Origin of the sequence: Alcanivorax sp. (genome assembly GCF_051117345.1) — a bacterium.
Classification (GTDB): Bacteria; Pseudomonadota; Gammaproteobacteria; order Pseudomonadales; family Alcanivoracaceae; genus Alcanivorax.
Genome location: NZ_JBNPEC010000183.1, coordinates 1 through 11,376, shown reverse-complemented (window position 1 = coordinate 11,376; position 11,376 = coordinate 1). Strand labels below are relative to the sequence as shown.

11 protein-coding genes are annotated in these 11,376 nt (G+C 59.2%); 3 read left to right on the top strand and 8 right to left on the bottom strand.

All coding sequences use genetic code 11. From position 1 onward, the window contains the following. Window positions 1-300 (bottom strand): SulP family inorganic anion transporter (locus ACFE0K_RS11820; RefSeq protein ID WP_434536256.1); only part of this gene is annotated, 300 nt, incomplete at its 3' end. Between the two features lie 284 nt (window positions 301-584). Here ACFE0K_RS11820 and dusA point away from each other — a divergent pair. From dusA to ACFE0K_RS11805, 3 genes are all read left to right on the top strand, one after another. After that, window positions 585-1,583: a tRNA dihydrouridine(20/20a) synthase DusA gene (gene dusA, locus ACFE0K_RS11815; RefSeq protein ID WP_434536255.1), complete on the top strand. Its 999-nt coding sequence runs from the start codon at window positions 585-587 to the stop codon at window positions 1,581-1,583. A 245-nt stretch (window positions 1,584-1,828) separates the two neighbouring features. After that, window positions 1,829-2,779, top strand: a complete 951-nt coding sequence (locus tag ACFE0K_RS11810) for a transaldolase (RefSeq protein WP_434536254.1) — start codon at window positions 1,829-1,831, stop codon at window positions 2,777-2,779. Next, window positions 2,776-3,216 (top strand): TerB family tellurite resistance protein, encoded by a 441-nt coding sequence (locus ACFE0K_RS11805; RefSeq protein WP_434536253.1) that lies wholly within the window; start codon window positions 2,776-2,778, stop codon window positions 3,214-3,216. The genes ACFE0K_RS11810 and ACFE0K_RS11805 overlap by 4 nt, the downstream gene beginning before the upstream one ends. Window positions 3,217-3,366: 150 nt before the next feature. Here the strand turns inward: ACFE0K_RS11805 and ACFE0K_RS11800 are convergent, their stop codons facing one another. The 7 genes from ACFE0K_RS11800 to hrpA form a co-directional block, all read right to left on the bottom strand. Beyond that, the gene (locus ACFE0K_RS11800; protein WP_434536252.1) at window positions 3,367-4,167 is read right to left on the bottom strand and encodes an MlaA family lipoprotein; all 801 of its coding nucleotides are present in this window, start codon (window positions 4,165-4,167) and stop codon (window positions 3,367-3,369) included. 50 nt (window positions 4,168-4,217) lie between these two features. Further along, complete coding sequence (locus ACFE0K_RS11795) at window positions 4,218-4,880, bottom strand: HvfX family Cu-binding RiPP maturation protein (protein WP_434536251.1); 663 nt, start codon at window positions 4,878-4,880, stop codon at window positions 4,218-4,220. Between the two features lie 8 nt (window positions 4,881-4,888). Continuing rightward, window positions 4,889-5,659: an HvfC family RiPP maturation protein gene (locus tag ACFE0K_RS11790; protein WP_434536250.1), complete on the bottom strand. Its 771-nt coding sequence runs from the start codon at window positions 5,657-5,659 to the stop codon at window positions 4,889-4,891. Beyond that, window positions 5,656-6,513 (bottom strand): HvfB family MNIO-type RiPP peptide maturase, encoded by an 858-nt coding sequence (locus tag ACFE0K_RS11785; protein WP_434536249.1) that lies wholly within the window; start codon window positions 6,511-6,513, stop codon window positions 5,656-5,658. The genes ACFE0K_RS11790 and ACFE0K_RS11785 overlap by 4 nt, the downstream gene beginning before the upstream one ends. Before the next feature lie 20 nt (window positions 6,514-6,533). Continuing rightward, a complete protein-coding gene (locus ACFE0K_RS11780; RefSeq protein WP_434536248.1) occupies window positions 6,534-6,845 on the bottom strand; it encodes an HvfA family oxazolone/thioamide-modified RiPP metallophore in 312 nt (103 codons plus the stop codon). Window positions 6,846-7,037: 192 nt separating this feature from the next. Continuing rightward, on the bottom strand, window positions 7,038-8,168 hold the full coding sequence (locus ACFE0K_RS11775) for a beta-ketoacyl-ACP synthase III (protein WP_434536247.1): 1,131 nt from the start codon (window positions 8,166-8,168) through the stop codon (window positions 7,038-7,040). Between the two features lie 268 nt (window positions 8,169-8,436). Next, window positions 8,437-11,376: ATP-dependent RNA helicase HrpA (gene hrpA / locus ACFE0K_RS11770; RefSeq protein WP_434536246.1), on the bottom strand; the 2,940-nt coding region annotated here is incomplete at its 5' end.

Below are 11,376 nucleotides of genomic sequence, written 5' to 3'. Positions count from 1 at the left end.
CTGCAGAACCCCGATCAATACCGAAGCAGCCATCATAGACTGCAAGCCGGTGTCTGTGACCAGTGTGACCATCACCAACGCCATGGCGCCGGTAGCCGCCGACACCATCCCCGGGCGACCGCCGACAAACGCTATGACTACAGCGATACAGAACGAGGCGTACAACCCAACCTTGGGGTCTACACCGGCAATAATAGAGAACGCAATCGCCTCTGGAATCAAGGCCAGGGCAACAACGGAACCTGCCAGCAAATCGCCACGGATATTGCTGAACCATTCCTGCTGAATAGATCGAAGCATGAAGAACAATCCTGTTTTGGGAGTACAACAAACAAAGGTGCTGCGCGCTGGCAGCAGAACACGGGATGACATGGCGCAGCGCACCATACGGCAAAGCCGGAGACGGGCTGTCTACTAGGGCGGACTCAACCGTGGGAGGGTCATGAACAGTCTCGAGTGATTCGGAAAGGCGCGGAGTCTAGCAGAGCGAACCGGGCTTTGACAGGCAACGCCGCCGGCAGCCCTACGCCCACGCGCTACAACATGCGACAATACTGCCCCCTGACACCCGCTTGCCGCCTTGCATGAATGACATTCTGACGACAACAACCCCGCTGCCACAACTGGATCGACGCCTGTCCGTGGCACCGATGATGGACTGGACCACCCGCGATTACCGGTTTCTGGCCCGGCTGATTACCCGCCACACCCTGCTCTATACCGAAATGGTGGTGGCCCAGGCGATTCTGCGCGGCGATCGTGAGCGGTTTCTGGCGTTCAATGACGAAGAGCACCCGGTCGCCCTACAGCTTGGCGGCGGCGAGCCCCGGGATCTGGCCGAAGCGGCCCGGATTGCCGAGCAATACGGTTACGACGAGATCAATCTCAATGTGGGTTGCCCGTCAGACCGGGTGCAGCAAGGCAAGATCGGCGCCATTCTGATGGCCGAGCCGGAACTGGTGGGCCAGTGCGTGGAAGCCATGCAGGCGGCGGTCCGCGTCCCGGTGACGGTAAAAACCCGCATCGGCATTGATGACCAGGATGATTACGGCTTTCTCTACCGCTTTGTAGCTCGTATGGAGCAGGCCGGCTGCACCAGCCTTACCATTCATGCCCGCAAGGCCATTCTTTCCGGGCTATCCCCCAAGGAAAACCGGGAGATACCCCCGCTCATCTATCAGCGCGCCTATGCCATCAAGCAGGCCTTTCCCCATATGGAGATCGTCCTCAACGGTGGCGTGAAGACACTGGATGAGGTGCATGAGCATATGGGTGACGTGGATGGCGTGATGATTGGTCGCGAGGCCTACCAGAACCCCTATTTCCTTGCCGACGCGGATCGCATCGTGTTTGCGGATGAACACCCCGTGCCCAGCCGCCGGGAGATCGCCGAGCAATTCCTCCCCTATGTGGAGCGCCGCTATGCGCTGGGTCATGCGCCCAAGCATTCCCTGCGCCATATTCTCAACCTGTTCCAGGGCGAACCCGGCGCCCGCCGCTTCCGCCGCCACCTTAGCGAAAACATGCACAAGGCGGACACTACCCCGCAAGTGCTCATGGACGCTTTGGCACAACTATCTTAGGCTGTAAAAAGCCTTTCACCACAGAGGACACAGAGTGCACAGAGCCAAAAGCCGGATAGCACACTCTGTTTTTGTGGGAGGCTATGCTTGATAGCGAATGCCGTGCCCATCTCTTCACCATGCAAGCATGGCCTCCCACACCGAGATTTACCTCTGTGCACTCTGTGACCTCTGTGGTGAAACAATAATTCTGTCATGGCGGCGCAGTACCGTGCCCCGCGATGACACTGAAAGGAACGGATACCGTGAACAAACGTGAACAGCTAGCCCAATGGACCTCCCTGGTGGCCGATACCGGTGATCTGGACATGATCGCCGAACTGGCGCCGGAAGATGCCACCACCAACCCTTCCCTGCTACTGGCCGCTGCCCGTGACGACCGCTACCGGCCACTGCTGCAGCAGGCGGCTGATTTGTGTCGCACTCTGGGCCATGCTGGCGAGATGGACTGGCTGACGGACTGCTACGCCTGCCTGGCCGGCCAGGCTATCCTTGAACGGGTTCCCGGTCGGGTGTCCAGTGAAGTGGATGCCCGCCTGTCTTTCGATACCCGCGCCACCGTGGAAAAAGCCCGCCGGCTGATGGCCATCTACCGGGAACTGGACGTGGACCCGTCACGCATCCTGATCAAGACTGCGGCGACCTGGGAAGGCATCCGCGCAGTGGAGGTGCTGGAAGAGGAAGGCACCCGCTGCAACGTGACGCTGGTATTCAACCAGACCCAAGGCCTGGCCGCCGCGGAAGCCGGCGCCACCCTGATCTCTCCCTTTGTGGGCCGCATCTGCGACTGGCACCGCAAACAAGGTATGGAAATCGCCACCCCGGATGACGACCCGGGCGTGCAGTCCGTGCGCCAGATCTACCGCACCTTCAAGGCCCGCGGGCTGGAAACCATCGTGATGGGTGCCAGCTTTCGTAACGCCGGCCAGATCGAAGCCCTGGCCGGGTGCGACAAACTCACCATCAGCCCCGCCCTCCTCGCGGAACTGGCCGCCGATACCGGTAGTCTCACCCAAGTACTGGATGCGGAACTGGTAGCTCCGGAAGACGACTGGCACGCTGTCACCGAGGCCGCCTTCCGCTGGCAACTCAATGACGATGCCATGGCCAGCGACCTGCTCGCCGATGGCATTCGCCGCTTTGCAAAAGACCAGGTGGCGCTGGAAACCCTATTGCAGGAGGAAGGTGTAATTTGAATTGGCTGAACCGACTCTTTCGCCCCGACCAGCCCGAACAGCAGACCAGCGAGCACGACCTGCACCGGGCCGCAGCGGCCCTGCTGCTGGAAGTGGCCCGCACCGACGGCACCGTGGCCCCGGAAGAATCACAACGCCTGATTCAGGCGGTGGAAAGGCACTGGCATCTGGACCCCCAGGAAATGAATGACATCCTGGCGGAACTGGAAAATCGCGTGGACCAGGCCACCGACCTGTTCGAATTCACCCGCCCGCTTCGCGATCACTGGGGCCCGGAGCCCAGAGTCACCTTGATCGAGGAAATGTGGGCCATGGCCGCCGCCGACGGCCACGCCGATACCCACGAAGAGCACCTGATCCGCCGGGTCAGCGACCTGCTGTATGTGTCGCATGGGGACTATATTCGAGCCAAACTGAAAGCAGTTAACAGTGAGTAGTTAACAGTGAACAGCACGCGCCAAGCGTGGTTCAGGCTTTAAAACCTATGAGGCCGCGCCCAACTGATGGGCGCGGCCTCATAGCATGAAGATTAAGATAAACACTGCTCGCGCAGCTGTTAACTATTCACTGTTCACTATTAACTGCCCTCACCACCCCTCATCTTCCAATTCCGAATCCCTCTCCTCAATCTCCGGGAAACGCAGGGAAGGCGCATCGCCGGATTCGAAGCGGCGGCGCTGCAGGTAGGCATTGCGCAGGAAGGTGTAACGGTCACCAACGATATTGCGCTCCAGATCCAACAGATCCGCACGCAAATCCACCACATACAACGCCGTCAGGCTGAAGCGGGTCAGATCATGCTCTATGTAGTGCCGCAGACGCATGTAATCTTCCGGGATAATCGACGCTGCATCGCGAACCGTGGACGGACCCCAGAACGGCAGCACCAGGTAATTGCCTTCCGGAATCCCCCAGCGAGCGAACGTCAGGCCCAGATCGGTGTTGTGCTTGTCCAGGTCGACCTTGCTGGCCACGTCAAAAAGGCCACCAATGCCCAGCGTGCTGTTGACCGTGAAACGACCAAAGTTGTGGCCGGCATGGCCCCAGCGCCACTGCAACACACTGTTCAGGCCGCTGCGGAAATCCCGCAGGTTCTCGAAGAAGCGGGTCACAGTGTCATCGAACCAGCCGGGGGTCGCCTTGCGATAGCCCTTGGCGGCTGGCTTCAGGGCGTACTTGTCGAGGGTTTCGTTGAAAGCAAAGATCTTGCGGTTGATATCTTCCCAGGGGTCATCATTTTTCGGCTCGCTGCCTTTGGGAGCATCAAAGGGGGAAGATGCCTCGCCCCAATCCTCGGCCTCCGCAGCGGCGAGGGAGCAGGAAACACTCAGCAATATAGTTAGCAGGAAATAACGCACGGTCACCCCGGTAAGTCGTCGACGCTGCATTATAGCCAGCCCGTCGCGTCCCCGAACAGGGGCGCGGTAAAACCGGGAATTTACGAGCCACCGGTTGCCGGCCGGAAGAACCGCCGGGCAAACCAGTAATCCAGGCTCACATATCGCCCTGCCCCGTAAAAGAACAACACCAGCAGCATGATGAAATAGGTCGCCGCGAATTCAATACCGTTGTTCAGCACCACCAGATTGCCCTTTTCCGTGAGCCACGGATAGTTACCGTGCGTTTTCAGAATCGACCTGGCACGCCCTAGTCGCTCACCGACAGCCTCACTGTTTTCCAGGCTGGCTGCAGCACCGGGGAGCCCTATCTGCGCAAGCGGCAAGGCCGTGCTGGTTGCAGGGTTGGAAGGCGCAATCGCAAACCAGCCATGCTGCCAATGCACCGTTGCCATGGCAATCAGCATAGTGAACATCAGTGGCACGGTGATATAGCGGGTCAACAACCCCACCAGCAACAACACTCCGCCCACCAGTTCGGTGGCGGTCGCCAACAACGCCAGCAGTGCAGGAAACGGCAACCCCAGGCCCCATTCCTGATTCCCGAACCAGGCAACCGTACTGTCGAAGCTCATTGCCTTGTTGTAGCCGGCACTGATCATCACCGGTGCCAGATATAACCGCAGCGCCAGCGGCGCCAGAAAATCCAGGGAACGCGTGCGATTCAACACAGCATGAAGAGAAATCAGCAGGGGCTTGCTCATGGGAATCCTTAAAGGCTTTTTAATGTGGTTCCAATAAGGATGTCTCGCTCACGCATTTGTTGCAGTATCGTCAGAGAAAAATCGGCAAGCTTGCCCACATCAGCGAACTGCAACTCGCTCGCCAGCACCTCCACAACCTCATGGCCGGTCAGCCCAGGATTTTCATCGATCAACTGAAGCAGCCGGGCTGTGGGGGCATTAATCTCCATAAACCGTACCCGGTCTTCCCTGTCCCGGTAAACCAGCAACCAGAGCATTTGTTGCAATGGTGTCTCGGGCTGAAAGTCGGCGCAGATTTCGTGCACCGGGTAGTGGTAGCTGAGCACCACATGGAGCGGGCTTAGCTGGGGAATGGCCCGAAGCAGATCCCCGTCAGGGTGGAAACCGGTCTGGGGAAACGTCTCCGTGGAGGCATCCAGTACCAGCTCCATCCACTCGTAGTGAGCCAACTCCAGCAAGAAAGGTGGGTCACCCTCCTCCAGCCCCGTGCCGGAGGCCAGAAAACTGACAAACTCCTGAGGGATTTCCAGAAAATACGGGGTCTGGCAGGCATGATGTTCGAAAAAGGCGCGGACCAGACGTTGCCACCGCTGTGCATCCAGAATGGAATGCAGCACCGGAAACCCCTGAGTGATAAACCCATTCACGTTGTTGAAAAACAGGTTGCGGTAAATCTCCAGCCGGCGCTCTTCGATGTCGCCGGGTGCCGGGCGTGTTTCCGGATTGCGCAGATGGGCCGCAAAGCGGCGTTGCAGTGTCTGAAAATCTGGCTCACTCATCCCAGCTTCCGTGTCGCAGTGCGCCGTTGGTCCTGGTAGTGAGCAATTTTTTCCAGTTCACCAAACAACACATCATTGCCCGGGAAGTTGAAATCCCGCTCCAGCAAGGTCGGCAGTGCACCGAATTGCTTGTAGGCATGTTCCAGCAATTGCCATACCGGATCGATCACGGCGCTGCCATGGGTATCCACTTTCAGATCTTCCGCTTCGTCGAAATGCCCGGCGATATGCAGGTAGCAGATACGCTCGCCCGGCAACGCGCTGATGAACTCGTGTGGGTCATAGCCGTGATTGATACTGTTTACGTAGGCGTTGTTCACATCGAGTAGTAGCTCGCAATCCGCTTCTTCCAGTACTGCATTGACGAAATCAATCTCCGACATTTCAGAGCCGGGAGCCGCGTAGTAGCTGACGTGCTCGATACCGATTGGCTGTTCCAGAAAATCCTGCACCTGCCGGACCCGATCGGCCACGTAGTGCACCGCCTCTTCGGTAAAGGGAATTGGCATCAAATCGTACAGGTGACCGTGGTCACTACAATAACTCAGGTGCTCGGTGTAACGGCGAATGTTGTGTTCCTTGAGGAACCCTTTCACCGCTTTCAACAATTCGAAATCCAAAGGTTCAGGCCCACCCAGAGACAGGCTCAAACCGTGGGTAACAAACGGAAAACGCTCGGTGAAGGCACGAAACTCCTTCGCCAGACGCCCACCCATGGGAATCCAGTTCTCCGGTGCCACTTCCATAAAATTGAAAGGTGCACTTTCCGGGGAATCGAGGGTCGGAGAAAGCGGGCCCATCAGGGCCCGCCGAAGACCCAGGCCCACTCCGGACACTGGTGTCTCAGGTTTCATGCGTTGGCTCCTGCTTATGCTTAGGCATCACCGCCGCATTTGCCTTCACCACACTTGCCTTCACCTTTCTTGTCGCCATCTTTTTTGTCTTCGGCACCGCATTTGCCTTCACCGCTTTTCTCGCCGCAGCTACCTTCGCCTTTCTTGTCACCGCACTTGCCTTCGCCACACTTGCCTTCAGCGTGGGTACCAGCCAGTTGATAACCGGCTTGCAGGTCGGAGGCTGCAAAGGGGTTCTCAGCAGCAGAAGCCACCGGAACAGACAGTGCAGAAGCAACAACAGCGGCACCAACGGTAGCTGCCAGGGGGTTCAGTTTGCTCAACTTAGCCATGTTCAGTCTCCATACATCATTATTGAGGTTGTATCCGAAACCGCACAATGCGGCTCAGGCAAACCACGTTTATTCGCGTAGCGCCTGATTCAGACAATATAGAGATGAAGACGTGAGGTAAACGTTACAGGCAGCATCAAAAAAGGCCGCAAAATGCGGCCTTCGTGAAGCTGGCGTGAAAGCGATGCACCGCTATTTGATACGGTTCACAATCACGCTGCCGATGGAGTAACCGGCGCCAAAAGAGCAGATCACCCCTTTGGTGTCCACCGGCAGGTCCGCGTTGTATTTGTGGAAGGCGATAATGGAACCGGCGGAGCTGGTATTGGCATAATCATCAAGAATCACCGGCGCTTCCTCGCGGGTGGCCGGGCGACCCAGTACCCGCTTGGAAATCAGTTCATTCATGCTCAGGTTGGCCTGGTGCAGCCACATACGGCTCAGAGACTCTACCGCCACACCGGTATCGGACAGATGAGAGGAAATCTGCTCGGCCACCATGGGGCAGACTTCCTTGAACACCCGGCGCCCTTCCTGGCGGAACAGCTTGTCGCGAGCCCCCACGCCGCTTTCGTCGGCACGGTTCAGGAAACCGAAATTGTTGCGGATGTTGTTGGAGAATTTGGTCTGCAGACGCGTGCCCAGCACTTCCCATTGATTGTAGGAGGTGGCGTCTTCCTTGCGCTCCAGAATCACGGCGGTAGCGACATCGCCAAAGATGAAGTGGCAGTCGCGATCTTCCCAGGCCAGGTGGCCGGAACAGATTTCCGGGTTCACCATCAGCACCCGGCGGGCACTGCCGTTACGAATGGCATCGACACCGGCCTGAATACCGAAGGTAGCGCTGGAACAGGCCACGTTCATGTCATAGCCCCAGCCGTGCTCCATGCCCAGAGCCGCCTGCACTTCCACGGCCATGGCCGGGTACGGGCGCTGCATGTTTGAGCACGCCACCAGCACCGCATCCAGATCATCGGCAGTCAGGTTGGCATTCTCCAACGCCTGTTTTGCTGCTTTCACGGCGATTTCTGCCTGAATGGAGACCTCGTCGTCGGACCGCTCGGCAATGTTCGGTGCCATCTTTTCAGGGTCGAGAATGCCAGTTTTGTCGATCACAAAACGCTGTTTGATACCGGACGCCTTTTCGATAAAGGCGCTATCGGAGGGACCCAACGCCTCCACCTCACCGGCCTCGATGGCCTGGGCGTTACGCTCGTTGAACCGTTTTACGTATTCGTTGAAGGATTCCACCAGCTCGTCGTTGGTGATGGTCTGCTCCGGGGTCCACAGACCGGTGCCACTGATTACTACAGAATAGCTCACAAGCGAGTCCTCGCACTCGAACGGGGCAAAGGGCCCCGCTCCACAAATGGGAATAATGGGTCGATTATCCGGATTCGGGGTGGCCAGCGCAAAGGGCGAGGGAGGATAGTTGTTACGCTCGCTACGGAGTTAATGTAGGAGCGCCTCTTGAGGCGGGAAGCGGGCGTAACGTTCTGCTATGCGTTGTCGTCCTCCGTGCGCTTCCTCGCTCGCGAGGTTCGCGCCTCAAGAGGCGCTCCTACAGCGGCTTCGCTGAGAGGATCGCTGATCAGCAGAGCTCCCACTGCTTGTTCAGGCGTTTCGTGGAGACCGGTACCCGGGTGCCGAGCTGCTGTGCAAAAAGGCTCACCCGGTATTCCTGCAACATCCAGAAATACTCCTGTAACGGTGCCGGCTGCTGCCATAGGGGCAGACCGGCAGCGCGGGTGAGGTATTGCTTGTCAAAAGCCTCCAGTTCCGCAGTGAGGGTGCGATCCTTGCCGATCTGGCCACCCAGCTTGTCCAGGCGGTGGCCGATGGCCTCCAGATAGCGCGGATACTCCATTAACCAGGGCCAGGGCACCTGCAACAGAAAATCCTCGCGGAACAGGTTAGCCAGCTGCTGCTTCAGGTCCCGATGGGCATGGGCCCAAGCCAGCGGGAAGTTTTTCTCCAGCTTGCCCATCCACTGCCGGTAATCGACGAACAGCTTGCCGAAGGTGGTCAATTGCTGGCTGGCCCAGGGCACGAAATCGCCCCGATGGGCATCCAACCTGGCCTGGAAAGCGGCGTCACCCCGCACCGGTTCATCCAGCCGGAAATGTTCGGCCAGTATACGCAGTAGCGCATGATCCAGTGCCTGCCGGGCCATGCCGCCCTTCTCTGCCTTAAGCTTCTGGAACCCCGCCATCTGTGAGGCTTGTTTGCGCAGGTCGCGAAGCTGGACACTGAGCTTGAAGCCCAGCAAACGGGCTGTGCCCCAGCGGTGGCGCCAGCGCGCGTCATCGCCATCATCCCGATAGCGCAACACCACACCGTCGCCATCCTCCTCCAGCGCCGGATAACGACGCACCACCATGCCACCGAGATCCTGTTCGCGGGTTTCCGGCAGCGTGCCGAATACCCATTCCTGACCACGCAGCGCTGGTTCCTCTCGCTCAGGTTCCGGCAAGTTACGGGTGACGCCGTCCAGTTTGTCACGGACTTCATCCAGGTAGCGCCCCTGGGCCAGCACCTTGCGCTTACCATCCACCCGGTCAACCACCTGGATGAACATGCGTAAATGGTCCGGCAGCGTGGCGTCCTGCCACTCTTCCCGCTCGATACGCACACCGGTCATGCGCTGCAGTTCCCGGGTCATGGCCGACAACAGTGGCTCTTTCTGATTCAGGGTTTCCAGTAACGCGCCAACGAAATCCGGCACCGGCACAAAGTGACGCCGACGAGCCTTGGGCAACGCCCGAATCAGGGCTTCCAGTTTTTCCCGCAGCAGCCCGGGCACTAGCCAGTCCAAGCGGGTATCCGGCACCTGATTGAGTACCGCCACAGGGACAATCAGGGTGACCCCGTCGCGTTCCCCGGTGGGGTCGAAGCTGTATTCCAGCGGCAGGCTGATGCCGTCCAGACGCAGCTGATCCGGGAACTGGTCGTTGGCCAAGTCCGGGCTGCGTGACAGTAGGAAATCCCGCTTCATCAGCAGCGCATCCTTCTGCTCGGCGGTGGCCTTTTTGTTATACCAGCTCATCAGCCCCGCCAGGCTGGTCACATCCTGCGGCAACCGCTCATCATAGAAGGCCACCCGGGCCTCCTCATCCACCAGAATATCGCGCCGGCGCAGCTTGTGTTCCATCTCCTCCAGCGTCTCGAACTGCTCCCGGTTGGCCTTCACGAAAGGCGGCTCGCGGTGCAATTCCCCCATCACCAGCCCTTCGCGGATCATCAGTTCGCGGGCTTCCTGCGGGTTGATGGGCGCATAGTTGACGCGCCGGCCACTGGCCAGGATCAAGCCGAACAGGTTGACCTGTTCCTTGGCCATGGCACAGCCGCGTTTCTTCGACCAGTGCGGCTCGAAATACTGACGTTTGACCAGGTGAGCAGCGGCCGCTTCCACCCATTCCGGCTCGATACGCGCCACGGTGCGGGCAAACAGCCGGCTGGTTTCCACCTGCTCTGCCGCCATCAGCCAGCGGGCCTTGGTTTTCGAGAGCGACGAGCCCGGCCAGATCAGCGGCTTGCGATTGCGCGTGGACAACCACTCACCCTCATCCGTGCGCTGCATCACATTGGCCAGCAAACCCGGCAACAGGGCCTGATGCAGCGGCCCATAAGCCCCCTCTACCAGCCCCTGCTCGTTCATGGTCGGCGGGTTCAGCGCCCAGCCCTGTTCCTTGCACAGCAACAATAACTGGCGATGGGTATCGCGCCATTCACGCATGCGGGTGGGCGACAGGAAGGTCTTCTTCAGCAGCTTCTCGTACTGGTTGCGGCTGAGCGCCTCGCGTTGGCTGTCCGCCCACTGCCACAGCTTGACGAAGAACAGGAAGTCCGAGTCCTTGTCGGTGAACGGCTGGTGAGCCTGGTCCGCCTGCTGCTGCTTGTCGTGGGGCCGTTCGCGGGGGTCCTGGGCGGCCAGGGCCGAGACAATAATCAGCGCCTCGCGCAACACTTGTTGCTGCGCAGCAGCCACCAGTATCCGCCCGAGGGTCGGATCGAGCGGGAAACGGGCCAGTTGCCGACCCAAACTCGTCAGCGTTTGTTTTTCCGCCAGCGCACCCAGCTCATCAAGCAGCCGATAACCGTCCCGGATCAGGCGCCCGTCCGGCGGTTCGATGAAGGGGAAGTCTTCCACGCGGCCGAGTTTCAGATCGGCCATTTGCAGAATCACCGCCGCCAGGTTGGTGCGCTGAATCTCCGGGTCAGTAAACGCGGGGCGATTGAGAAAGTCATCTTCGTCGTAGAGGCGAAAACAGATACCGGGCATGATCCGCCCGCTGCGACCGGCCCGCTGGTTGGCGCTGGCCTGACTGACCGGCTCCACCGGCAAGCGCTGTACTTTGGAGTGGACGCTATAGCGGCTGATGCGGGCGGTGCCCGCATCGATCACATATCGGATACCCGGTACGGTGAGCGAGGTTTCCGCCACATTGGTACTGAGCACCACCCGCCGGCCTCGGTGAGAGGCAAAAATGCGGTGTTGCTCAGCCTGACTCAGCCACGCATAGAGCGGCAG